Genomic DNA, 23368 nt, shown 5'->3' on the forward strand with positions numbered 1-23368 from the left:
GCAATATGACACGCGATTTTAGTGGAAAAACGGTGGTGATTACCGGCGCATGCCGCGGGATTGGAGCGGGTATTGCCGCACGATTTGCGCGCGATGGCGCACAGCTGGTAATGGTGTCCAACTCGGACCGGGTATTCACCACGGCGCGGGCGCTGGAAGAACAGTACGGCAGCGAGATTCTGGCGCTGCAGGTGGATGTGACCAATGAAGCCGAAGTGCAGCAGCTTTACCAGCAGGCGGCGGAGCGCTTTGGCACCATTGATGTCTCGATTCAGAATGCCGGAGTGATCACTATTGATCGCTTTGATTCAATGCCAAAGAGCGACTTTGAAAAAATCCTGGCGGTCAACACCACGGCCGTGTGGCTGTGTTGCCGTGAGGCGGCAAAGTACATGGTGAAGCAGGGCAGCGGCAGCCTGATCAACACCTCATCCGGGCAGGGGCGACAAGGCTTTATTTACACGCCACACTATGCGGCCAGTAAAATGGGTGTTATCGGCATTACTCAGAGCCTGGCACTGGAACTGGCGCCGTCGCACATCACCGTGAATGCTTTCTGTCCGGGTATCATCGAAAGTGAGATGTGGGATTACAACGATCGCGTGTGGGGAGAAATCCTTAGCAGCGATAAAAAGCAGTATGGCAAAGGCGAGTTGATGGCGGAGTGGGTGGAAAATATTCCGCTGAAACGCGCCGGACAGCCGCAAGATGTCGCCGGGTTGGTGGCGTTTCTCGCGTCGGATGATGCGCGCTACATCACCGGCCAAACCATCAATGTGGATGGCGGGTTGATCTTCTCCTAATCGCAGCAGCCGTGAGCGTCTTGCGGGGCTTTACGCAGGGCGCTCTGTGGAGCGATGTGGCTATCAAGATAAGATGATGCCTTTTGCTAATCAGGCAATGTCCTAATTCAGCCCGGCCTTTTCTGCAAAATCGGCAGAATGTGTTAGGGTATTCCAGTACAGTTTTGTGAGCCACTTCAAATTCTAAACTGGATAAAAGCCTGTTTTTGCTATGACATCTGTTTTCTCTGCTTTCAAATCACTGCGTATGTTGCCCGCTGCAACGGGGCTGCTTTTCACCGCGCCTGCTCTGGCGCTGGTCACTGACACGCATGTCGCTGATGCGCCTTTTAGCGATCCCGAACGCTTCCAGAAAATGGCCAGCGATCTGCCTGCACTCGGCTATGAAGATGAAAATGCGGCTTTCAGCAAAAATCTGGCGACCATCGCTAAGAGCATTGGTGAAGCCAGTCAGGACAGCACCAGTGACAACACTTTTGGTCATCAGGCGGGTATCTGGGCGTTTAACCATTTCCGCGATGAGGTGGCAAACCGCGTGGTAGATGAGGGCCAATCTCTGCTATCGCCTTATGGTAAAGCGCAGATCGATTTTAACGTTGATATGGATGGTAACTTCACCGGCAGTGGCGCCTCTCTGCTAACGCCGTGGGCCGATCGCTATCAATATCTGACCTTTAGTGAGGTGGGCTTCCACCAAACGGATGATGGGCTGGTGGGCAATATCGGCTTAGGACAACGTTGGACGGCGGGCAAATGGCTGCTTGGTTACAACGGTTTTGTCGATCGCATGTTCAACAGCGGATTGCAGCGTGCTTCAGTGGGCACAGAAGCCTGGGGCGATTACCTGCGCTTCTCGGCTAACTACTATACACCGCTGTCGGGCTGGCAAAACCGCGATCCCTTTCAGCAGCAGCGTTTAGCACGCGGCTACGATTTCACCACTCAGGGCTACCTGCCGTTTTATCGCCAGCTTGGTATGTCGGTGAGTTGGGAGCAGTATCTGGGCAATGATGTGGATCTGTTTAACAGCGGCAATACCTATCACAATCCTTCGGCGTTGACCTTTGGTGTGTCCTACACGCCGGTGCCGCTGGTGACATTTTCTGCCAGCCACAAAACCAGTAATGAAGGTGAAAGTCAGGATCAGCTGGGTTTACATCTTAACTATCGTTTCGGCGTGCCGTTGAGCCAGCAGTTGAGTGCCGATAACGTGGCCGAAGCGCGTTCGCTGCGCGGCAGCCGTTACGACATGGTGACGCGCAACAATACGCCGGTGGTGGAGTATCGTCAGCGCAAAACCTTATCGGTATTCCTCGCCACACCGCCATGGCAATTAAACGGCGGCGAAAGCCTGCCGCTGAAATTGCAAATCCGTAATGCGAATCCGATAACCAGGGTGACGTGGCAGGGCGATACCCAGGCGTTAAGCCTCACGCCGGGCGCTAATCCGAATGATCCGCAAGGCTGGAGCATCATCATGCCCGCATGGAATAGCGCATCGGACGCCACCAACAGCTATCGTCTGTCTGTGACACTGGAAGACAGCAAGGGCAGTCGGGTGACCTCCAACTGGATTACGCTGCAAATTCAGGAACCGTTTAGCATCGATTCCGGTGAGGATAATCGTTTCGATCTGATGACGCCTTAGTAACGGCCATCGAAGAAACTCCCGCCACTTCAGTGCATGAACCTGGTAATATAGCGGCTTATTGTCAAGAATGGATTCTTACTGCATGCCTTCAATTCCGGTTCCGCTGGTTACGCTAATGGTGCTGCTAATTTTAATCGTGACCTTAGCGGCGAACGATAAGCAACGCCACCAAACCACGCTGCTATTTCTGGTCGTCTGCTCACTGTTACTGGCGGTGGGAGCATTACGTTGGATCTGGCCGTCAACACCACTCATGGCTTTGCGCGTGTTATTAGCAACGCTAATCCCGGCGCTGGCCTGGCACTGTTTCAGCCCGCATACGACTCATCAATATTCACGCTGGAAAATCGTCCCGCCCGCGCTGGCCATCATCATTATGCAGTGCTGGCCAGAAGCCATTGATAGCGCGCTATTTGTGCTTTATATCGGATACGGGGCGACATTGATTCTTATGGGCTTAGGCGGTGGGGATCGATTTAGCGATGCGCGCATTGGTGAAGTCGGGCTGGCGGCAAGAATGGCTCTTACCGCCGGTGTTTATCTTTGCTTCTCTGGTATGACAGATTTGCTGGTGGCGCTCGAGTTCACTTTGCATCAGGGCAAGCTTGTGCCGCAAATCATCGCGATACTGCAAAGTTTAATGCTGCCTTTGCTTAGTCTGGCGATTGTACTTGCAGCACGGACCCGCCCCCGGGAAGTGAGTATTGAGACAGTACTGCCCGATTCTTCTCCGTTGCAGACGCCTGAGCAGGCAGCCTTGTGCCTGCAACTGGAAAATCGACTGCGGCAGGATGACCTGTTCCTTAATACACAACTCACGTTGAATCTGTTAGCACGCAAATCCGGTATTCCCGCGCGTCATATCTCACGTGCGATCAATGCGACTTACCACTGCAATGTTTCTCAGTGGATAAATGGTTTTCGCATCGCTCATGCGCAGCAGTTGCTTCGAAGCAGTTCACTGCCGGTTACGGAGGTGATGCTGGCGTCAGGATTCACCACTAAATCAAATTTCAATCGCGAGTTTTTACGCATTAGCGGACAGACGCCGAGTGCATTTCGTCAGCAGGCGAGTTCAATGCCGCTGTCAGAAAGCGAGTGATACGGGCGATTAACTCCTGATGAATATCGGCGCGGGTGAGGCTGCCTTGATCCCGGCAAACGAAGCCCTCACCAGGGGAAGATTGTTCGATTAACTCAGCACCATGGGGTTTACAGCGCTGCATAAAACTAAAGTGGGTTGCGCCTCTTATACGTGAAAACGATGTCTGTTGCGGCGGAAGATACTGCGCCAGATAGCCGGATACCAGTGAGGCGGGAAGTTCAACACTGTCTTGTTCTGCGGATAACACCAGCACTGGCACAGAAACCCTTGCCAGGCTCTCAGGTGTGAATCCGCGCGCCAGACCAAGATCAAGCGATACGGCCGCTTTAATACGTGGATTACGTAATTGAGCATCTAATAAAGAAGCGGTATTTTTATTGCTGATACCCAAAGTCTCGATTAATTGACAGTCTGCTAGTTGCGCGTGGTTCTGACAATCCTGAACAAATCTGTTCGACGAAAACCGGGCACCGATTAACTCCATTACTGTCCACCCTCCGAGTGAGTGGCCGATGGCGGCGATGCGCAACGAATCGACCTTTCCTGCCAGGTGTTCGTCTGCCAATAACCGATCCAGTACCCGGCTGATATCATCTGGACGCAGCCAAATTTTCCGGGCAGTAGCAGGATCGTGATTCTCAGTTGTTGTACCGGGATGATTGGGGGCAGCGACGATATATCCCTGCACAGTGAGTGCATGCGCCAACCAGTTGAGGTTACGCCAGCTACCGCCATAGCCGTGAGACAGAAGGACTAAAGGATGCTGTCCTGGACGAGGCGTTGCATTGCGTAACATCGGCTCACCATAGAACACGGGGTTCTCACCCACATCTTCAAAGACGCCCGTGGCGGCAGTGGGATACCAAAACGCAACATTGAGCGGACGATTACCTTGACTATCAAGTGTTATCTGACGAAAACCCGTTGCGGCCTGTGCAAGCGACGCACACATCATCAGCATAAGTGCACAAATACAAAATCGAATCATTAGCGTTGTCTCCATGAGTGTAAAATCATGAAGAGTAATAACGGAAACAGTCAGTTATCACGTCCTCAATCACGATTGAGTACCTGTGTAACGACAACAAAAAAGGGCAGCTTACGCTGCCCCTGGCTCATACCCAGCCGACACTAGCCGGTATGCAATGAGGGATACTCTCTTAGAACTGATACACCAGACCAACAGCAGTTACGTCGTCAGTGTTGATGTTCAACGCGTTATTATCTTTCAACAGGTTGATTTTATATTCTGCATAAGCAGACATGTTCTTGTTGAAGTAGTAAGTCACGCCAACGGCAACGTATTTGAACAGATCGGTATCGCCCACGTTGTTCTCAACATCTTTCGCGCGAGAAGACACATAGCCCAGTGAAGGACGCAGGCCGTTCAGGAACTGATACTGTGCAACGGCTTCAAAGTTAACCGCTTTGTTAGCGAAACCGTTGTTACCGATCGGCGTTGCATTCTGCGTTTCGCCATAGATGGTCGCCAGGTAAATCTGGTTAGCATCATATTTCAGACCGGCTGCCCAGCTCTGCGCTTTATCGCCACGGCCGTAGGTCGCGGTGTTCTGTGCAGTGACACGATCCAGATTAGCGTAAGCACCGACAAGGCTCAGGCCGAAATCGAAGTCATAAGAGGTTGACAGCGCAAAGCCGTCGCCATTCGAACGACGTACCGCCAGGTTGCTGGCAGTCGCGCTATCAGAGCGCTCGTTTTTGCCTTCGTACTGCGCGGCAAAGTTCCAGCCTTTCACCAGACCGAAGAAATCTTTGTTACGCCAGGTCAGCACACCGGTAGAACGGCCTGACAGGAAGGCATCGGTGTAACCGGAATCACCACCAAAGTATGGCAGCATATCGGTGTAACCCAGAACGTCATACACCAGACCGTAGTTGCGGCCGTAGTCGATTGAACCGAACTGCGCGATTTTCAGACCTGCAAAGCCCAGTCGGGTTTTGTTACCCGTGTTAGCATCGCTGCCTTCTGAGTTGCTCAGGCTGTATTGATATTGCCACTGGCCGTAACCGGTCAGTTGGTCATTAATTTTGGTTTCGCCTTTAAAGCCCAGACGGGCATAGGAAGAGACTTCACCGTTCTGGCTGTCATTATCCGAGAACAGATGCGAAACGTTGATTTTGCCGGTCAGGTCCAGTTTGTTGCCATCTTTGTTATAGATTTCGGCGGCCTGAGCCGAAGAAAGTCCCAGCAGTAAAGGCATCACTGCTGCCAGTAAGGAGCGCTTCATCATTTATAATTTACCCTGTGATATTTTTTAATTGTGTCCCCGTAGTCGGGGTGAAAAGAAAATGACACAAAAGGTTCAAGATCAACAGTGCAATATATGTAACTAAATATTTCTAATTGGCTTTTTGTGTGATTTTTAATCTTAACTTCCATTATTTGGGATTTTACATTGGAGAAACTTATCTCAATTCCGTCATTCATTTGACCAATATAAATAAATATAACATTGTTTTTATTGGTTTTTAGTGAAATTAAAGAAAAGTAAATCACCGCTTTTACTTGAGGGTTAAATAGCACAAGCCTATGCATTATTGTTCAATAACAAATATAGAAAACCACCTAATCATTAGCATGGTAATTATCTGGTTAATGTGTTTGTATCCTTTTATTTCTGTTCTGATAATAACCTTAGTCACTAAATATCGTTTAACTCACGTTTAATTAAATGGCTGTTCAAAATACAGCCAAATATGCAACGAGATTGTTAATTAGCGGCGAATCGGCCCAGCCTTTACTTGCCCATTTGGCTGCACACTTCCTGCACACTTGCGCACCATAAATGCACAAATTGCCCTAAAACAGGGCGACAGCCGCAACATTTTGGCGAAATATTCCCTGTGCGATCACAAAAGCGCTATTTCATTTTGTGAATGCATAAATCTGCTAAATAAATTGCTGCTCTCCCATCTTCATCAGACTAATATTCACTTTTTATGCATTTTATGTGAATAGTGACCTGGTGTAACTCATTGATATTACGTTACCCAAACCCATTTATGCATTTTTTCCGCTAGCTGGCACGCTTACTGCACTCTACAGTAGTGCTGCGACACAACAGATTTTAACAATTTTAAAACAATAGCTTCACTCAGGTGGAGCAGGAGAAATGGCTATGTCACTGCAGGTTTCACGTCACGATTTTGATCAATGGATGATGCCGGTATACGCCCCCGCGGCTTTCGTACCGGTGCGTGCTGAAGGCTCAACCCTTTGGGATCAGCAAGGTAAGGATTACATCGACTTTGCAGGCGGCATCGCGGTGAATGCTTTGGGACATGCACACCCGGCTTTGCAACAGGCACTGACCGAGCAGGCGAGTAAGCTGTGGCACACCGGCAATGGCTATACTAACGAACCTATTTTACGTCTGGCTAAACAGCTGATTAACGCCACCTTCGCCGATCGCGTGTTCTTCTGTAACTCCGGGGCGGAAGCTAATGAGGCTGCACTGAAGCTGGCCCGTAAAGTGGCGCACGATCGTTTTGGCGCAGAGAAAAACGGCATTGTAGCCTTCAATAATGCTTTCCACGGACGCACGCTGTTTACTGTTTCAGCGGGTGGACAACCGGCTTACTCACGTGATTTTGCACCGCTGCCTCCGGCGATTCAGCACGCCAACTTCAACGACCTCGCCTCTGCGGCAGCACTGATCAATGACCAGACCTGTGCCGTGATTGTTGAACCGATTCAGGGCGAAGGCGGTGTCTTGCCTGCCGATCCTGCTTTCCTGCGCGGCCTGCGTGAACTGTGCGATAAACATCAGGCGACCCTGATATTCGATGAAGTACAGAGCGGCGTGGGTCGTACCGGCTCGCTGTATGCTTACATGCATTATGGCGTGACGCCGGACGTCCTGACCACCGCCAAAGCGCTCGGTGGCGGCTTCCCGGTTGGCGCGATGCTGACGCGCGAAGATCTGGCGCTGGTGATGGGCGTGGGTACCCATGGCACCACCTACGGCGGTAACCCGCTGGCGGGTGCCGTCGCCGGTAAAGTGATGGAGTTGATAAACCAACCCGATTTTATGGCGGGCGTGGCGCAGCGCCACCAGTGGTTTGTCGATGCTTTGCAGGAGATGAATCAGCGCCTGCCGATTTTTAAAGAAGTTCGTGGTCTTGGGCTGTTGATTGGAGCCGTGCTGAATGAAGATTTTGCCGGGAAAGCGAAGCAATTCAACCTGGCGGCGGCTGAAGAAGGTGTCATGGTGCTGATTGCCGGTGCTAACGTGGTGCGTTTCGCGCCAGCGCTGAATATCAGCGAAGCGGAAGTGAAAGAGGGACTGGCGCGCTTTGAACGTGCCTGCGCTCGTGTGCTCACAGGAGCTGCATCATGATGGTGATTCGCCCCGTCGAACGTGACGACCTTGCGCAGTTGCTGTCGCTGGCGGGCAAAACCGGGGGCGGCTTAACTTCGCTGCCCGCCGATAGCGATACACTGAAAGCGCGAATCGAGCGTTCTCTGCTCACCTGGCAGGGCGCGTTATCGCGTGCTGAACAAGGCTATGTATTTGTGCTGGCCGACAGCGAAGACAACCGTGCTGTCGGTATCTGTGCCATTGAGGTGGCCGTAGGTCTGCAAGACCCGTGGTACAACTTCCGTGTGGGCACCCAGGTGCACGCTTCGAAAGAGTTAAACGTTTATGCCAGCTTGCCAACACTGTCGTTAAGTAACGATCACACCGGCAGCAGCGAGCTGTGCACCCTGTTCCTCGATCCCGATTATCGTGATGGCAAAAATGGCCATCTGCTGTCGAAATCCCGTTTCCTGTTTATGGCTAATTTCCGCGACCGCTTTATGAAGCATGTGGTGGCAGAGATGCGCGGTGTCAGTGATGACAGCGGTCATTCCCCGTTCTGGGACAGCGTCGGTAGCCGTTTCTTCTCCATGGAGTTTCGTGAGGCCGATTTCCTCAGCGGCACCGGGCAGAAAGCCTTTATTGCCGAGCTGATGCCAAAGCATCCGCTGTATATCCACTATCTCAGCGAAGCGGCGCAGAAGGTGATTGGTGAAGTGCATCCGAAAACGGCCCCCGCGCGCGCCGTGCTGGAAGCCGAAGGGTTTCGTTATCTCAATTACGTCGACATCTTCGACGGCGGCCCAACGCTGGAGTGCGAGATTGATCGCATTCGCGCCATTCGTAAAAGCCATTTGCTTCAGGCCGAAGCCGGGGAAGCGGACGAAAGCTGGCCGCTGTGTCTGGTCGCCAACGGTGATTACCAGCATTTCCGTGTGGCGCTGCTGCCTGTCGATATGGCGAGCGGAAAAGTCCGCATCAATGAACATCAGCGCACGGCGTTGCGCTGCGATTATGGCGATGCATTGCGTGTGGTCACGCTGTGCCGCGAGGAGAAAAAAGCATGACGCACTTCATTAATGGTCAATGGCTGACAGGCGGCGCGGAAGCGTTAACCAAACAAAACCCGGTGAACGGTGAAACATTGTGGCAGGGTCGGGCAGCGACAGGTGCGCAAGTGGCGGCGGCTTGTGAAGCGGCACGCGCGGCCTTTCCCGCGTGGGCACGCAAGCCGTTTGCGGAGCGTCAGGCGGTAGTGGAAGCCTTCGCCGCATTACTCGAGAGCCACAAAACTGCACTGGCAGAGACCATCGCCAAAGAAACCGGTAAGCCGCGCTGGGAAACCCTGACCGAAGTGCAGGCAATGATCAACAAAATCGCCATCTCGGTGAAAGCCTACCACACGCGTACCGGAGAACAGGCCGACGGCGAAAGTTCGCTACGCCATCGCCCGCATGGCGTGCTTGCCGTGTTTGGTCCTTACAATTTCCCTGGTCATCTGCCGAACGGTCATATCGTTCCTGCGCTGTTGGCGGGTAACTGTGTGGTATTTAAGCCAAGTGAACTCACGCCGATGACAGCGGAAAAAACCGTTGAACTGTGGGAGCAGGCGGGACTGCCAGCGGGCGTGATAGCGCTGTTGCAGGGCGCGCGCGAAACCGGGCAGACACTGGCGCATGAGCCACAAATCGATGGTCTGCTGTTTACCGGCAGCGCCGCAACAGGCTATCACCTGCATCGCCAGTTTGCCGGTCAGCCTGAGAAAATGCTGGCGCTGGAGATGGGGGGTAACAATGCGCTGATTGTTGAAGATCCTTCAGACCTTGATGGTGCAGTACACATCGCGATTCAGTCTGCCTTTATTACCGCCGGGCAGCGCTGCACCTGTGCACGTCGTCTGCTGGTGAAAAGCGGAGCAGCAGGCGATGCCTTCCTGCAGCGTTTGGTGGAAGTGGCCGGACGTCTGCAACCTGGTGCATGGAATGCTGAACCGCAACCCTTTATGGGCAGCGTGATTTCACCTGCCGCCGCCGGACATATTTACGCAGCCTGGCAGCAGCGTATCGATCTGGGCGGTAAGGTGTTGCTAGCGATGCACTGGCCGGATCGCGACAGCGCCATTATCACTCCAGGCATCATTGAGATGACCGACGTGGCGAAACTGCCTGACGAAGAGGTGTTTGGTCCGCTGCTGCAGGTGATCCGTTACGACGAGTATGATCAGGCAATTCGTATCGCTAACCAGACGCGTTACGGTTTGTCCTGCGGCTTGATCTCTCCGCAGCGTGCGCAGTTCGATCAGCTGCTGCTGGAAGCGCGTGCCGGCATTGTTAACTGGAACAAACCGTTAACCGGTGCCGCCAGTTCAGCGCCGTTTGGCGGTGTGGGTGCGTCCGGTAACCATCGCGCCAGTGCCTGGTATGCTGCGGATTACTGCGCGTGGCCGATGGCATCTTTAGAGAGCCCAAGCCTGGCCTTACCGGGCAGCTTATCGCCGGGACTCGATTTCTCCGCGGAAGGAGCTGAATAATGAAAGCGTTTGAAGCCAATTTTGATGGACTGGTCGGCCTGACGCACCATTACGCCGGGCTCTCTTTCGGTAATGAAGCGTCGACGCGCAATCAGCTGCAGCCTTCAAACCCGCGCCTGGCCGCAAAGCAGGGCCTGTTGAAAATGAAGGCGCTGGCGGACATGGGCTACGTGCAAGGGGTGATCCCGCCGCATGAACGGCCGAATATCCCGCTACTGCGCCAGCTCGGTTTTGCTGGCACGGACGAACAGGTACTGGCGAAAGCGGCTCAGCAGGCGCCGCAGCTGTTGTCCGCGGCCAGTTCTGCCTCGGCAATGTGGGTGGCCAATGCCGCCACTGTATCGCCTTCGGCTGATAGCGCCGATGGCCGCGTGCACTTCACCGTGGCTAACCTCAACAATAAATTCCACCGTGCCATCGAAGCGCCGGAAACCGCCGACTTGCTGCGCGCCATTTTCCGCGATCCGCAACATTTCAGCGTGCATGATGCTTTGCCGCAGGTGGCGCTGTTTGGCGATGAAGGTGCTGCCAACCATAACCGCTTTGGTGCGGACTACGGCGATGCGGGTGTTCAGCTGTTTGTTTATGGTCGTGATGGTCAACAGCAGGGTGCTGCACCGGCACGCTATCCGGCACGTCAGACGCGGGAAGCCAGTGCCGCGGTGGCGCGCCTGCATCAGCTCGACGACGATCGCACGCTGTTTGCTCAGCAAAACCCGCTGGTGATCGATCAGGGCGTATTCCACAACGATGTCATCGCCGTCAGCAACCAGCAGGTGCTGTTCTGCCATGAAGAGGCGTTTGTCGATCAGCCGGCGTTATTACAACAGCTGGCTGCGCGGGTGCCCGGTTTCCAGCCGATTGTGGTGCCGCGAGATAAAGTGTCAGTAGCCGACGCGGTGAATACCTATCTGTTTAACAGCCAACTGTTGCAGCATCCTGAAGGTGGCATGCGACTGGTGCTGCCAGAAGAGTCACGCCAGCACGCCGGCGTATGGCGCTATTTGACCGGGCTGGTGGAGAGCGGCGGGCCAATTCGCGAACTCACGGTGTTCGATCTGCGTGAGAGCATGTGTAACGGCGGCGGACCAGCCTGTCTGCGTTTGCGCGTGGTACTGAATGAAGCAGAGCGTCAGGCCCTGAATCCAGCGGTATTGATGAATGATCGCCTGTTCAACACCCTGAACAGCTGGGTGGATCGCCACTACCGCGATCGCCTCACGCAAGCCGATTTGGCCGATCCGCAATTACTGCGTGAAGGACGCACCGCGCTGGATGAGCTGACACAGCTGCTAGACTTAGGCAGTGTCTACGCATTTCAGCGTTAACCTCAGAGGGTAAGTGAAGCTTCTGAGTTGAAAAGGAGTGTACATGCAGGATTTTCTACAACAAACCCTGTCAGGTAAGCCGCCGCAGCAGCGGCAGGGCAGCAATGCCCATTTACAGTGGCAGTGGCATGATGAGGGCATTCTATCCCTGACCCCCCATGCACCGACGCATCAGGCGCTGGTACTGTCAGCGGGCGTCCACGGCAACGAAACGGCCCCGGTTGAGATTCTTAACCTGTTGCTGACGCCACTGCTACGCGGAGAACAACCGTTAGCGGTGCGCTTGCTGGTGATATTAGGCAATCCAGAGGCGCTGCGCAGCGGCAAACGCTATCAGCAATATGATATTAACCGTTTGTTCGGAGGGCGCTGGCAGAAGGTTCCCGACCTACCTGAAGCGCAGCGTACGCTGCAACTGGAGCAAGCGCTTGAGCGATTTTGGCGCGAGTGTCGCGATCATGAAGTGCGCTGGCATCTGGATCTGCATACCGCGATTCGTGGCTCGTACCATGCGCGTTTCGGCGTGATGCCGCTGAATCCTCAGCCGTGGCCGCAGGATTTCCTGCACTGGCTGGCGGCGGCTGAGCTGGAGGCGCTGGTGTTTCATCGTTCCCCAGGTGGCACTTTTACCCATTACAGCTGTGAACATCACGATGCGGCCAGCTGCACGCTGGAGCTGGGTAAAGCGCTGCCGTTTGGTGAAAATGATCTTAGCCAGTTCGCGGCGGTACAGCTGGCGCTGGCGGCATTGTTGTACGGTGAGTCACTGCCAGAAGTGCGGGAACAGCCGCGACACTATCGTGTGGCACAGCAAATTACCCGTCACGGCGACGCGTTTGTGCTGCACATGGGGCCAGAGACCCTGAACTTCACCGCTTTCCCGCAGGGCACGTTGCTGGCAGAAGAGGGCGAGACGCGCTATTACGTGCAACAGGCGCGCGAATATGTGCTGTTTCCCAATCCGAATGTTGCCGCAGGATTGCGTGCAGGCTTGATGCTGGTGGAAGAAAACGAGCAAACGCAGGCACTGACGTTATAAAAAAGGTGGGTGAAGAAAATTCACCCATTTTTCCCTTCCGCAAATCCGACAATACCGTTACACTCCTCCTTAATTCCTGCGCATTTCCGTTTGATTGTCATACTCTTTTGCAATTCCTCACGCATTTCTTCTCTTTCTCTCCATGATTGCCTGATTACTGTCTTTTATGCTTTCAGGGCTTTACTCAGACTCTGAGTAGTTGACGTTTGGCGTCGTATGCTTGTTTCCGAAGACGCGACACACCTTGTCGTCATGAAACTGAATAGTAAGGACAAATATTATGCGTAAACTCACTTCCCTGTTCCTGGCTACTGCAATGGCTCTTGGTGCTGCCAACATCGTCCACGCTGCAGCGGACAATCTGACACCACCGCCAGCAGGTAGCGAAAAACCGATGCACAAGCCGCCAATGCATCATCACGGTATGGAGATGATGTTCAAAGGCCTGAATTTAACGGATGCGCAGAAAGCGCAGATCAAGACCATCATGCGTGACAGCCATAAAGAGATGAAACGTCCATCTCTGGAAGAGCGTCGTGCCAACCACAGCATCATCGCTTCAGATACTTTCGATAAAGCGAAAGCCGAAGCGCAGGCTGAGAAAATGACCGCCAACGCGAAAGATCGTGCGGTGAGCATGATGGAAACACAGAACAAGATTTACAACGTGCTGACGCCTGAGCAGAAAAAACAGTACAACGCCAACTTTGAGAAACGTCTGACAGAGAAAGGCCCGCATGACGGTAAAATGCCGCCACCGCCGGCTGATGGTGAATAAGCCGTTTAGCTAATCGGTTTGAGACCGCCGACGTTGTCCACTGCATCTGATGCTTTGGGCAGCGTCGGCGGTTTTGTTTTAGAGTTCTATCAGCGGGAAAACCCCGGACAGTAGCGGGCGGCACAAAATTTTATAGCCGTCATGATCAAAACCCTGGCGTGCGCGCTGCAGTTGGCGAGCCTCTGCTTCGGTAGCGACCGAACCGAGCCAGAACCAGTGATCGATAACGTGAATCTGCGTCATCGCCGTTCCTACTTCCACCATGCCAACCGGGCCTTGCCACGGCCAGCACACCACGCGCATCTTTTCCAATGCCTGATGCAAACGTTGCTGATGGGCTTCAAAGGATTCGTTACCGCAACACGCCCCGGCACAGCGTTTTAGCGCGGCGCGAAAACAGCCGCGTCCCGGCGTTAACCGCTCCAATCCCAGCAATCCATGACACAGGCGCTGTTCATCGGCAATCGTCTTGAGTTTTTCCATGGCTGCAAAGCGGCTGCGAAATAAGCCATAGAGATTCGGTGAACACGAGAAGTCGAGATCTTTGGCGTACACCACCTGTGGAGCGCCATCGCCAAGCTGCAACGAACAGAGCTGACGATTTTTGCGCAGGCGCTTATTAAACAGCGGCTGCTGCGTTTTGATCATCTGCGCTTCCAGCAATTGCGCGCCAAGATCGCCCGCGGTGGGGATCCAGGTGACGCGTCGCGCCTGACGCAACATGTTGGCTTCATCCGGGGTGCGAAAATGCGACATCACCCGACTGCGCAGGTTGACGCTTTTGCCGATATATAACGGCAGGTTAGCGCTGTCACCGTGAAAGGTGTAAACGCCAGGCTGATTGGGCAAACCTTCCAGCCATTGGCGTAAATGTTCGGGATATTGATAAATCGCGGCCGCATCAAATTCGAGGCGGTGGCTGGCTGCACGTCTGACCAAAACACACTCCGATTACTGGTTGTCTGTCCAGTATATCAGCGTGATGCTTTTCTCGCCAGTCAGCGGCAGGAGGAGGGCGTTTCCCGCGACAGCGGCGGGAAACGTAGAGCGGTTACTTTTTCCAGAAGTCGTCGAACACGGTGATCGGCGGACGACGTTTGTGTTCGGTTTTCAGATACCAGCCTTCAATGATCTTCGCGGCGGCGGCATCGATGGTTTTGCCTTCCAGATAAGCGTCAATCTGTTGATAGGTGACGCCGAGTGCCACTTCGTCCTGCAAGCCAGGACGATCGTCTTCCAGGTCGGCAGTAGGATGCTTCAGATACAAGTGTTCCGGGCAGCCAAGGGTTTTTAACAGCTGTTTTCCCTGACCTTTGTGCAGGCGGAAAATCGGGTTGATATCGCTGCCGCCGTCACCGTATTTGGTGAAGAAACCGGTCACGGCTTCGGCCGCATGGTCGGTGCCCACCACCACGCCTTTGGTCATGCCGGCGATGCTGTATTGTGCCTTCATACGCTCACGCGCTTTTTCGTTGCCGCGCACGAAATCGGAAACCACGATGCCCGCCTCTTTCAACGCGCGCTCGCTGGCGAGAATCGCTTCCTTGATATTCACGACCAAGGTGCGATCCGGCTGGATAAACGCCAGCGCATCCTGACAATCCTGCTCATCGGCCTGCACGCCATACGGCAGACGTACCGCAATAAAGGTGTAATCTTTGTCGCCGGTCTCTTCACGTAACTCGCGAATGGCGGTTTGTGACAAGATGCCGGTTAGCGTGGAGTCCTGTCCGCCGCTGATGCCGAGCACCAGGGTTTTCAGGAATGGATTGGCTTTCAGGTAGGATTTCAGAAAATCGACGCTGACGCGGACTTCCTGTTGCGGATCGATAACGGGTTTAACACCCAACGCTTCAATGATTTCCTGCTGCAGTGACATGAACCTCTCCTCAAGTCAGTAGCCTGACGGCACAATACGAATCATCTGCTAAAGCTAACGCCTCCGCTGGCAAACAACAAGCCGCATGGCTTGTTGTCGCACTTATTTGCAGGCTTTTCAGGCGCTTTTCGGTTTTTGCGCCAACAGGATGAACATCAAAATTGCCAGCATAAAGCAGCCAAAGATAGTGCCCGTCATGCTCAATACTGAGGTGCCGCCCAAACCGGTGACGGGCACGCTAATGGCACCTAAGGTGAACATGGTGACGCCAATCACCGCCGAGGCGCTGCCTGCACGGTGTCCCTGACTTTGCATCGCCAATGACGAAGCCGTGGTGGCAATCACACCGTTACTGGCGATGGTGAAGAACAGTGCCAGCAGAATGATTGGCAATGGTGCACCGGTCAGGCCTGCTAATAGCAAGCAACCTGACGCCACGAATGCCAGCGTCAGTCCACCTTTCAGCACGCGATATTCACCCCACAGCGGGCACAAACGTGCACTGGTTTGCGATGCAATAATCAGGCCGAAGCCATTGGCGGCGAAGCAGAAGCTAAACGCCTGCGGCGACAGTCCATAGATTTGCTGTAACACAAACGGGGAAGCGCCAATGTAGGCAAACATGCCGGACATCATAAAGCCCTGCGTCAGGCAGAAGCCCATGAAGGGACGATGAGTTATCACCTGGCCGAGTGCCGCCCAGGCGGAAAAGATCGAGCCCTGACTGCGACGTTCGGCGGGCAGCGTTTCGTGCAGTTTCCAGCGCGCGAGGAAGATCAGCAGTACAGCGATACAACCGAGCACCACAAAAATGCCGCGCCAGTTCAGCACCGTCATTAACACACCGCCGAGCACCGGTGCACCAATTGGCGCAAGGCCATTCACCAGCATCAGCAGGGCAAAGAAGCGAGTCAGTTCATGGCCGCTGTACATATCACGAGCGATAGCGCGTGATAATACCGCACCGCCTGCGCCCGCCAGACCTTCAAACAGACGCGCTACCAACAGAGAGTGAATGTCTTTTGCCAGCGCGCAGCCAATCGACGCGATAAATAATAGCACCAGCGACAGCAACAACGGGCGGATACGGCCAAACTTGTCGCTCATCGGGCCAAACAGCAATTGTCCAGCGCCGAGGCCCAGTAATCCTGCGGTCAAACTTAACTGCGCGGTGGCGGTTTCGGTATGCAGATCGCGCGCCAGTTCAGGTAAGGCGGGCAAGTACAAGTCGATACAGAGCGGTCCAAGTGCCGCGAGCAGGCCCAGCGTAATGGCGTAAACCAGCCGATTAGAGTGTGCAGGTGTCATTGATCCTCTGTTTTATTGATGTCTCAAGATTTTTTTTGCCGGGGGATTATACGAAGCGCGAAGCGGCAACACAGCAACTTTACGAAAAACTAACGCTTCAGAATGGGCTTAAAGCGAAGCCATTGAGTTGATAAATCTGGATTTATGTTCCAGGCTTAATGTGACATGGACAAAGAATGAGGAATATAAAGATGAATAAAGTGCTGGGATGTATCGCTGCTGCTGTGACGCTGGTAGCTCTGTCAGGTTGTACGACTTATGACAAAGCGGAAAGCTATGTGACTAAGCCGGTGGTTAAGGATGTGAAAAAAGGAATGACGCGCGATCAGGTTCGCCAGATTGCGGGTGCTCCATCAACTGAAATCACCATGGTACACGCCCGTGGTACTTGCCAGACTTACGTGATTGGCGAGCGTGATGGTAAAGCACAGACCTACTTTGTCAGTTACAACGATGTGGGCCGTGTCATGAACTACGGTTTCCAGAGCTGTAAAGACTACGATACCGATCCGCAAGCTGCTCAGTAATTCTTGCCGAATGCAAAAAGGCCCGTCAATGACGGGCCTTTTTTCGTTTTACGCTTACAGTCCGTACGGGCGGGGCACTTCAACGTAATTGCCGCCCGTCTCACGCTGATAGTAGTGCCCTCCCTGCACGTAATAGCGTTTTCCGTTGAAATCGAGCACGCGCATCCCGCCTTCTGGCGGCGCTTCAGGCGCCTGAACCACCACGTAGGTATCGCCCTGACGCTGGTAGTAATTGCCATTCAGCATGTAATAAGTGAGACCGCCTATCAGCACCGCTGTCGCCGCCTCAGGTAAGAAGCGCAGCGGACCAGGACCGCCCCAACGTGGGCCACCACCCCAATGTGGACCTGGGCCGGGGCCCCATCCGTAAGGGTGGGCAAAACTAATGGCGGGCGTTAATAAGGTTAACGCCAGCACCGAGGCGATAACGTTTTTCATCGGTGATTCTCCTGCTATGACTGATAGCAGAATTAGCCTTCTGACGACAAAACTCAAGTGAAAAGTGGCTGATTTTTCGTCTGTTTACCATGCTTAACGCTTTCCTGACGCTAGCGCCACGATCGGGGGGAATTGCGGAGTTTCAGCCATAAAAAAACGGCAGGCGATGAGGCCTGCCGTTGTTCTGCTGCGTCGGAATTAGCGATGCGCCAGTTCAGCGTGCTCGTCGCTTTCCAGCACTCTTTTATCGGTCAAACCGAGCCAGCGGCTGGTGAGTGAACCGGCCGTCATCGAACCATTGACGTTCAATGCGGTACGGCCCATGTCGATCAGCGGCTCAATGGAAATCAGCAGCGCAACCAGGGTCACCGGTAAGCCCATCGCAGGCAGCACAATCAGCGCTGCGAAGGTGGCACCGCCGCCGACACCGGCAACACCGGCTGAGCTCAGCGTAACGATACCGACCAGCGTCGCAATCCACATCGGATCAAACGGGTTGATGCCGACCGTTGGCGCAACCATCACCGCCAGCATGGTCGGGTACAAACCGGCGCAACCGTTCTGACCAATGGTGGCACCGAAAGAAGCCGAGAAGCTGGCAATCGATTCGGGCACACCAAGACGGCGCGTCTGCGTTTCGACGTTCAGCGGAATGCTGGCCGCACTGGAACGGCTGGTGAAAGCGAAGGTGATCACCGGCCATACTTTGCGGAAGAAGCGCATCGGGTTGATGCCGTTCACTGACAGCAGCAGGGCGTGCACACCAAACATGATCGCCAGACCGAGATAAGAGGCCACCACAAAACCACCCAGCTTGATGATGTCCTGCAGGTTAGAACCCGCCACCACTTTGGTCATCAGCGCCAGCACACCGTACGGCGTCAGCTTCATGATCAAACGCACCAGTTTCATCACCCAGGACTGTAGCGTATCAATTGCCACCAGTACGCGCTCGCCTTTGACTTTGTCATCCTTCAGCAACTGCAATGCAGCCACGCCGAGGAAGGCAGCGAAGATCACCACGCTGATGATCGAGGTGGGGTTAGCACCCGCCATATCGGCAAACGGATTTTTCGGGATAAAGGAGAGCAGCAGCTGCGGCGTGCTGAGATCGGCAACCTTGCCTACATAGTTGCTCTGGATCGCGCTCAGACGTGCGGTTTCCTGCGCACCCTGCACCAGACCTTCTGCGCTCAGGCCAAACAGCCCGGTGACCATCACACCCACCAACGCGGAGATCGCGGTGGTGAACAGCAATACGCCAATGGTCAGCACGCTGATTTTGCCGAGTGAAGAGGCATTATGCAGGCGCGCGACAGCGCTCAGGATTGACGCAAACACCAGCGGCATCACAATCATCTGCAGCAACTGGACATAACCGTTGCCGACAATGTTGAACCAGCTAATTGAATCCTTCACCACCGGGCTGTTTTCGCCATAAATGGTTTGCAGCGCCAGACCGAACAGCACGCCAATCACTAAGCCAGTCAGCACGCGTTTCGACAGGCTCCAGCTTTGGTTGCCAATACGATTCAACAGAATCAGCAACGCAACGAAGGCGATGATATTAATAATGAGGGGAAAATCCATACTCGACTCCAGAGGTGTGCCGCGCAGCACGTTTGGCTGGCACGGAAAACAGTAAGTTCCCGTCAGGGAATGTCAGGAATGTTACCAGTTCAGGAAAGTGCAGGCTTATACTCAAAAGGAATGGTTTATAACTTTATTGATTGATTTGCCTGGTTATTGACCACTTTGGCCATTAACTAGCCGACCGACACCATTTTGCAGCGTATTAAACAGTTGCTCGGGCCAACCGTTGGCACCAAAAGAGGGCATACCTGCGGGAAACCACAATGCATATCCGACCAATGCGAGACAAAGTGCGCGCTCCAGTTGATTGCCTTTCTGGCTATTGAGCAGCGGCAAACGGAAACGCCAGCGGCACGGCCACAGCAAGGGGACGCCTGCGGGGGTCAACATGTCGGCGACGATGTGACTGAGATAACCCAGCGTCATCCCCTGTAAAACATCAGCAGGCAGGAACCAGTCCGCCGGAACGTTAATCTGGAATAGCCACAGGCTTATCGCCACCGCCAGCAAACTGTGGGTAAATCCACGATGACCAAAGGCGCGCGCAATGGGTTGTGAGATCCATTTCAGGCGCTGGCCTAACACAGATTTAGGATGGTCAATATCAGGCAGCAGACAGGTCAGCAGTGCAGCAGGCACGAGATGCCACCAGTCGGCGCTGGCCATGACTGGCGTCAGCTCCGCACGCTTAGCAAAAATCGCGCTGGCAATGGCAAAAATGATATGGCCTTCGGCCGTCATGATGAAACCTGGCTGCAAAAACTGTCGATGCATCCAGTATAGGGATTTATCCAGTGAAATAGAACGGTGACGCTGTAACGAAGCGTTAATATTTTTCGCTTTCCCGCGTCATAATGACGCGGGAAAAGAACAGGTTAGCGTGCTAACCATCCACCATCGACGGCCAGTGTGTAGCCGTGCACATAATCTGCAGCGTCAGAAGCCAGAAACACGATCGGACCCATCATGTCATCCGGAACACCCCAGCGTCCGGCAGGGATGCGCCCAAGGATCTCTTCGTTGCGCGACTCATCATTACGCAGTTGTTCGGTATTATTGGTCGCCATATAGCCAGGAGCGATGGCATTCACGTTAATGCCGTGTTTCGCCCACTCATTTGCCATTAGCCGCGTTAAACCCATCACCGCGCTTTTCGACGCAGTGTAAGAGGGCACGCGAATGCCGCCCTGAAAGGAGAGCATTGAGGCGATATTAATAATTTTGCCGCCGTTGCCCTGAGCGATAAACTGACGCGCCACCTGCTGAGACAGGAAGAACAGGCTTTTGCTGTTGATGTTCATGACATCGTCCCAGTCCTGCTCGCTGAAGTTGAGTGCATCTTCACGGCGGATGATGCCCGCGTTATTCACCAGAATATCGATACGTCCGGCCTGAGCCACGGCTTGTTCAACAATCTGCGGCACCCCTTTCGGCTGAGTCAAATCGGCCTGAATCGACCAAAAGCGGCGCCCCAGGGCTTCAACTTTAGACTGTGTATCGGCAGGACCGGCACGATTAACGCCAATGATGTCACAGCCGGCTTGCGCCAACCCTAAGGCCATCCCCTGACCTAAACCGGTATTACAGCCGGTGACCAGCGCAATTTTGCCTTCAAGATTAAATGCGTTAAGGATCATCTTTCGCTCCTGTTAGCGCAGCGCGCTGATGCTGACGTGGTCCATGTCATCGAACACCTGATTTTCGCCCACCATGCCCCAGATAAAGGTATAGCGCTGTGTGCCCACTCCGGCATGAATTGACCAGCTTGGTGAAATCACCGCCTGCTCGTTGTGCACCAGCAAATGGCGCGTTTCCTGCGGCTGGCCCATCATGTGGAAAACGGCGCTGTCATCTGCCATATCAAAGTAAAAGTACACTTCCATACGACGTTCATGGGTGTGGCACGGCATGGTGTTCCAGAGATTGCCGTCATCAAGACGCGTGAGTCCCATGGTGAGCTGGCAGGTGGGTAACACATCCGGCACAATAAATTTATTAATGGTGCGACGGTTTGAGGTCGCGGCATCCCCTAACGTGGCTTTGACTGCATCCTGCAGGGTGATCTTTTTATCCGGATAACGGGTATGTGCGGGTGCGCTGTTGTAGTAAAACTTCGCTGGAAGGTTGGCGTTGCTGCTGCGGAAAACCACGCTTTTGGCTCCCTGGCCAACATACAGCGCCTCCTGATGGCCCACCTCCCAGGTTTTGCCATCGACGTCAATCAAGCCCGGCCCGCCAATATTGATCACGCCCAGTTCGCGGCGTTCGAGAAAATAGCTCACGCCCAGTTGTTTGCCAACTTCTTCACCGATCGTCACCGACTGCTGGATTGGCATGACACCACCAATGATGATGCGATCAATGTGGCTGTAAGTGAGGGTGTAATGGTCTGCCTCAAAAATTTTCTCGATCAAAAATTCGCGACGTAATCCGGCGGTGTCCAGATTTTTTGCATGCTCAGTATGAATGCTTTGACGAACGTCCATCTCAGACCTCTCAAAGTTGAAGGAAGTGTCCCGAAGCGGGTCTTTGGGCATCTTAGGCAGGATGAGATGTGAATTCAATAAAAATGAAACGTTGTTTTATTTAATTGTGTGGGTGATCAAATACGCGCAGTTATTGGCGTAGTGGGTGTCAGGAACAATGCAAAGCGTTGCCCACAGATGGGCAACGAGAATGGAGGGGCTGAGTCCTGGCCCGGCACAGGTGTATCAGAATTAATTGAACAGATGCTCAGCTTTCAACTCGGCCAAACTCGCCAGCTTCACATTGGCCAGCGCCCAACGCGAATCATCCGCGTACTCGGCTGCTGGCACCACAATCGAACGCATGCGCGCGGCTTTGGTGGCGATCATGCCATTGAACGAATCTTCCAGAGTCACACAGTTAAGCGGATCCACCGCCAACTTCGTCGCCGCATCCAGATAGACCTGTGGATGAGGTTTGCTGTACGGCAGGCTTTCGGCTGAAGCAATGGCGTCGAAGTATTTGCGCAGGTCGAACATCTCCAGCACGCGCTCCAGCATAAACAGCGGTGAGGCAGAGGCGAGGGCGATTTTTAATCCCTGCTGCTGGCAAAGTTGCAATGCCTGTTCAACGCCGGGCAGTAATGGACGCGTCTCCTCAACCAATGCCAGTGCGCGAGCAATGATACGTTGCGTCACTTCCGCCTGATCCGGGCCGTTCCACGGCAAAGCTTCAAACCACATACGGACGGTTTGATCGATGCGCAAACCCAGCGTATCGGGCAGTTCATGGCGGCGGGTAATATCCACCCCCAGACTCGCAAACACATCCAGTTCTGCCTGATCCCACAAGGGTTCAGAGTCGATCAGCAATCCGTCCATATCAAAAATAGCGGCCAACACCGGGCGACGATAAGACATACAACAGCTCCGTTTGAAATTTGCCCTACCTTATCATGCGCAGCCGGGAAATCCGACTCACGGCAGGTTACGCATTTTTCAGGAAAAAAAGCCGCAGTGCAGGTAGACTTAGGGCAAAACTATTGTATGTGAAGGGAGACACCATGACTTACCAACAGGCTGGCCGCATCGCCATCCTTAAGCGAGTGGCTGGCTGGGTAATTTTTATTCCGGCGCTGCTATCCACCATTATCTCAATTCTCGGCTTCATGTTTAAACACAGTGAAAAGCAGCCGGGCATTGATGCAGTGATGCTTGATTTTGTCCATGTCATGGTCGACATGATCAAGTTCAATACGCCGTTTTTGAACCTGTTTTGGCAAAACTCACCGGTACCGGAGTTTCATGGCGGTGCCAATATTGGCTTCTGGGTCATCTACATCCTGATTTTCGTCGGCATTGCGCTGCAGGCGTCAGGCGCGCGCATGTGGCGTCAGTCGCGTCACATCAAGGAAGGTATTGAAGATCAGTTGATTCTTGAACAAGCCAAAGGAGCTGAAGGGCGCACACGTGCTCAGCTGGAAGAGAAGATCCATGTCCCGCGACATACTATTTTGCTGCAAATTTTCCCGCTCTATATCCTGCCAATTGTGATTGCTATTGCGGGTTATTTTGTCCTGAAATTACTGGGCATGCTGTAAG

22 protein-coding genes are annotated in these 23368 nt (G+C 53.7%); 11 read left to right on the forward strand and 11 right to left on the reverse strand.

Features of this window, described 5'->3' with window-relative positions; translation table 11 throughout:
- Positions 1-5 precede the first annotated feature (5 nt).
- From JK231_RS01300 to JK231_RS01310, 3 genes are all read left to right on the forward strand, one after another.
- Positions 6-803, forward strand: coding sequence for an SDR family oxidoreductase (locus JK231_RS01300; RefSeq protein ID WP_211727823.1), 798 nt, complete (start codon positions 6-8; stop codon positions 801-803).
- A 247-nt stretch (positions 804-1050) separates the two neighbouring features.
- Complete coding sequence (locus JK231_RS01305) at positions 1051-2451, forward strand: YchO/YchP family invasin (RefSeq protein ID WP_249221600.1); 1401 nt, start codon at positions 1051-1053, stop codon at positions 2449-2451.
- Positions 2452-2536: 85 nt separating this feature from the next.
- Complete coding sequence (locus JK231_RS01310; protein WP_211727825.1) at positions 2537-3556, forward strand: helix-turn-helix domain-containing protein; 1020 nt, start codon at positions 2537-2539, stop codon at positions 3554-3556.
- Here JK231_RS01310 and JK231_RS01315 read toward each other — a convergent pair.
- Together JK231_RS01315 and JK231_RS01320 are read right to left on the reverse strand one after the other, a co-directional pair.
- Positions 3489-4547 carry an alpha/beta fold hydrolase gene (locus JK231_RS01315; RefSeq protein WP_211727826.1) on the reverse strand — a complete coding sequence of 353 codons (1059 nt, stop codon included), beginning with the start codon at positions 4545-4547 and terminating at the stop codon, positions 3489-3491. The genes JK231_RS01310 and JK231_RS01315 overlap by 68 nt on opposite strands.
- Positions 4548-4719: 172 nt before the next feature.
- Positions 4720-5811: a porin gene (locus JK231_RS01320; protein WP_097119247.1), complete on the reverse strand. Its 1092-nt coding sequence runs from the start codon at positions 5809-5811 to the stop codon at positions 4720-4722.
- An 888-nt stretch (positions 5812-6699) separates the two neighbouring features.
- Here JK231_RS01320 and JK231_RS01325 point away from each other — a divergent pair.
- The 6 genes from JK231_RS01325 to spy all read left to right on the forward strand — a co-directional run bounded on the left by JK231_RS01325 (position 6700) and on the right by spy (position 13556).
- Positions 6700-7920, forward strand: a complete 1221-nt coding sequence (locus JK231_RS01325) for an aspartate aminotransferase family protein (protein ID WP_211727827.1) — start codon at positions 6700-6702, stop codon at positions 7918-7920.
- Positions 7917-8948 (forward strand): arginine N-succinyltransferase, encoded by a 1032-nt coding sequence (gene astA, locus JK231_RS01330; protein ID WP_160834592.1) that lies wholly within the window; start codon positions 7917-7919, stop codon positions 8946-8948. Before JK231_RS01325 ends, astA begins: the two co-directional genes overlap by 4 nt.
- Positions 8945-10411, forward strand: a complete 1467-nt coding sequence (gene astD, locus JK231_RS01335; RefSeq protein WP_097119251.1) for a succinylglutamate-semialdehyde dehydrogenase — start codon at positions 8945-8947, stop codon at positions 10409-10411. The genes astA and astD overlap by 4 nt, the downstream gene beginning before the upstream one ends.
- Positions 10411-11739, forward strand: coding sequence for an N-succinylarginine dihydrolase (gene astB, locus JK231_RS01340; protein ID WP_211727828.1), 1329 nt, complete (start codon positions 10411-10413; stop codon positions 11737-11739). The genes astD and astB overlap by 1 nt, the downstream gene beginning before the upstream one ends.
- Positions 11740-11782: 43 nt before the next feature.
- A complete protein-coding gene (astE, locus tag JK231_RS01345; protein ID WP_211727829.1) occupies positions 11783-12778 on the forward strand; it encodes a succinylglutamate desuccinylase in 996 nt (331 codons plus the stop codon).
- A 280-nt stretch (positions 12779-13058) separates the two neighbouring features.
- Positions 13059-13556, forward strand: a complete 498-nt coding sequence (gene spy, locus JK231_RS01350) for an ATP-independent periplasmic protein-refolding chaperone Spy (RefSeq protein WP_034821771.1) — start codon at positions 13059-13061, stop codon at positions 13554-13556.
- Between the two features lie 78 nt (positions 13557-13634).
- On the opposite strand, the gene cho is transcribed toward spy, so the two are convergent.
- From cho to JK231_RS01365, 3 genes are all read right to left on the reverse strand, one after another.
- Positions 13635-14495, reverse strand: a complete 861-nt coding sequence (gene cho / locus JK231_RS01355; RefSeq protein WP_097119253.1) for an excinuclease Cho — start codon at positions 14493-14495, stop codon at positions 13635-13637.
- Positions 14496-14607: 112 nt separating this feature from the next.
- Positions 14608-15435 (reverse strand): ammonia-dependent NAD(+) synthetase, encoded by an 828-nt coding sequence (gene nadE / locus JK231_RS01360; protein ID WP_058959728.1) that lies wholly within the window; start codon positions 15433-15435, stop codon positions 14608-14610.
- 117 nt (positions 15436-15552) lie between these two features.
- Positions 15553-16743, reverse strand: a complete 1191-nt coding sequence (locus tag JK231_RS01365; RefSeq protein ID WP_211727830.1) for a multidrug effflux MFS transporter — start codon at positions 16741-16743, stop codon at positions 15553-15555.
- 191 nt (positions 16744-16934) lie between these two features.
- Here JK231_RS01365 and osmE point away from each other — a divergent pair, with 191 nt between their 5' ends.
- Positions 16935-17270 (forward strand): osmotically-inducible lipoprotein OsmE, encoded by a 336-nt coding sequence (gene osmE / locus JK231_RS01370; protein WP_034821760.1) that lies wholly within the window; start codon positions 16935-16937, stop codon positions 17268-17270.
- A gap of 54 nt (positions 17271-17324) precedes the next feature.
- Here osmE and JK231_RS01375 read toward each other — a convergent pair whose 3' ends face one another.
- The 6 genes from JK231_RS01375 to hxpB all read right to left on the reverse strand — a co-directional run bounded on the left by JK231_RS01375 (position 17325) and on the right by hxpB (position 22687).
- A complete protein-coding gene (locus tag JK231_RS01375) occupies positions 17325-17708 on the reverse strand; it encodes a DUF6515 family protein (RefSeq protein WP_211727831.1) in 384 nt (127 codons plus the stop codon).
- A gap of 198 nt (positions 17709-17906) precedes the next feature.
- Complete coding sequence (locus JK231_RS01380) at positions 17907-19298, reverse strand: L-cystine transporter (protein WP_160834589.1); 1392 nt, start codon at positions 19296-19298, stop codon at positions 17907-17909.
- Positions 19299-19451: 153 nt separating this feature from the next.
- Positions 19452-20042, reverse strand: coding sequence for a metal-dependent hydrolase (locus JK231_RS01385; protein WP_058959772.1), 591 nt, complete (start codon positions 20040-20042; stop codon positions 19452-19454).
- Positions 20043-20176: 134 nt separating this feature from the next.
- Positions 20177-20938 carry a 2-dehydro-3-deoxy-D-gluconate 5-dehydrogenase KduD gene (kduD, locus tag JK231_RS01390; RefSeq protein WP_097119257.1) on the reverse strand — a complete coding sequence of 254 codons (762 nt, stop codon included), beginning with the start codon at positions 20936-20938 and terminating at the stop codon, positions 20177-20179.
- 12 nt (positions 20939-20950) lie between these two features.
- Positions 20951-21787 (reverse strand): 5-dehydro-4-deoxy-D-glucuronate isomerase, encoded by an 837-nt coding sequence (kduI, locus tag JK231_RS01395; RefSeq protein ID WP_034821747.1) that lies wholly within the window; start codon positions 21785-21787, stop codon positions 20951-20953.
- Positions 21788-22018: 231 nt separating this feature from the next.
- Positions 22019-22687: a hexitol phosphatase HxpB gene (hxpB, locus tag JK231_RS01400; protein ID WP_211727832.1), complete on the reverse strand. Its 669-nt coding sequence runs from the start codon at positions 22685-22687 to the stop codon at positions 22019-22021.
- Positions 22688-22830: 143 nt separating this feature from the next.
- Between hxpB and JK231_RS01405 the strand changes: the two genes are divergently transcribed.
- The gene (locus JK231_RS01405; RefSeq protein WP_034821741.1) at positions 22831-23367 is read left to right on the forward strand and encodes a YniB family protein; all 537 of its coding nucleotides are present in this window, start codon (positions 22831-22833) and stop codon (positions 23365-23367) included.
- The last annotated feature ends 1 nt before the right edge of the window (position 23368 follow it).

The sequence above is a fragment of the Pantoea sp. JGM49 genome (assembly GCF_018257655.1).
Classification (GTDB): Bacteria; Pseudomonadota; Gammaproteobacteria; order Enterobacterales; family Enterobacteriaceae; genus Pantoea; species Pantoea communis.

What these genes read in the sequence shown, in the direction of transcription:
- JK231_RS01305 (WP_249221600.1), top strand. Translation starts at nt 1,051, where the DNA reads ATGTTGCCCGCTGCAACGGGGCTGCTTTTCACCGCGCCTGCTCTGGCG.
- JK231_RS01315 (WP_211727826.1), bottom strand. Translation starts at nt 4,547, where the DNA reads ATGATTCGATTTTGTATTTGTGCACTTATGCTGATGATGTGTGCGTCG.
- JK231_RS01320 (WP_097119247.1), bottom strand. Translation starts at nt 5,811, where the DNA reads ATGATGAAGCGCTCCTTACTGGCAGCAGTGATGCCTTTACTGCTGGGA.
- JK231_RS01310 (WP_211727825.1), top strand. Translation starts at nt 2,537, where the DNA reads ATGCCTTCAATTCCGGTTCCGCTGGTTACGCTAATGGTGCTGCTAATT.
- astB (WP_211727828.1), top strand. Translation starts at nt 10,411, where the DNA reads ATGAAAGCGTTTGAAGCCAATTTTGATGGACTGGTCGGCCTGACGCAC.
- JK231_RS01375 (WP_211727831.1), bottom strand. Translation starts at nt 17,708, where the DNA reads ATGAAAAACGTTATCGCCTCGGTGCTGGCGTTAACCTTATTAACGCCC.
- JK231_RS01300 (WP_211727823.1), top strand. Translation starts at nt 6, where the DNA reads ATGACACGCGATTTTAGTGGAAAAACGGTGGTGATTACCGGCGCATGC.
- hxpB (WP_211727832.1), bottom strand. Translation starts at nt 22,687, where the DNA reads ATGTCTTATCGTCGCCCGGTGTTGGCCGCTATTTTTGATATGGACGGA.
- JK231_RS01385 (WP_058959772.1), bottom strand. Translation starts at nt 20,042, where the DNA reads ATGACGGCCGAAGGCCATATCATTTTTGCCATTGCCAGCGCGATTTTT.
- nadE (WP_058959728.1), bottom strand. Translation starts at nt 15,435, where the DNA reads ATGTCACTGCAGCAGGAAATCATTGAAGCGTTGGGTGTTAAACCCGTT.
- JK231_RS01365 (WP_211727830.1), bottom strand. Translation starts at nt 16,743, where the DNA reads ATGACACCTGCACACTCTAATCGGCTGGTTTACGCCATTACGCTGGGC.
- astA (WP_160834592.1), top strand. Translation starts at nt 7,917, where the DNA reads ATGATGGTGATTCGCCCCGTCGAACGTGACGACCTTGCGCAGTTGCTG.
- JK231_RS01405 (WP_034821741.1), top strand. Translation starts at nt 22,831, where the DNA reads ATGACTTACCAACAGGCTGGCCGCATCGCCATCCTTAAGCGAGTGGCT.
- kduD (WP_097119257.1), bottom strand. Translation starts at nt 20,938, where the DNA reads ATGATCCTTAACGCATTTAATCTTGAAGGCAAAATTGCGCTGGTCACC.
- astD (WP_097119251.1), top strand. Translation starts at nt 8,945, where the DNA reads ATGACGCACTTCATTAATGGTCAATGGCTGACAGGCGGCGCGGAAGCG.
- JK231_RS01325 (WP_211727827.1), top strand. Translation starts at nt 6,700, where the DNA reads ATGTCACTGCAGGTTTCACGTCACGATTTTGATCAATGGATGATGCCG.
- JK231_RS01380 (WP_160834589.1), bottom strand. Translation starts at nt 19,298, where the DNA reads ATGGATTTTCCCCTCATTATTAATATCATCGCCTTCGTTGCGTTGCTG.
- spy (WP_034821771.1), top strand. Translation starts at nt 13,059, where the DNA reads ATGCGTAAACTCACTTCCCTGTTCCTGGCTACTGCAATGGCTCTTGGT.
- osmE (WP_034821760.1), top strand. Translation starts at nt 16,935, where the DNA reads ATGAATAAAGTGCTGGGATGTATCGCTGCTGCTGTGACGCTGGTAGCT.
- astE (WP_211727829.1), top strand. Translation starts at nt 11,783, where the DNA reads ATGCAGGATTTTCTACAACAAACCCTGTCAGGTAAGCCGCCGCAGCAG.
- kduI (WP_034821747.1), bottom strand. Translation starts at nt 21,787, where the DNA reads ATGGACGTTCGTCAAAGCATTCATACTGAGCATGCAAAAAATCTGGAC.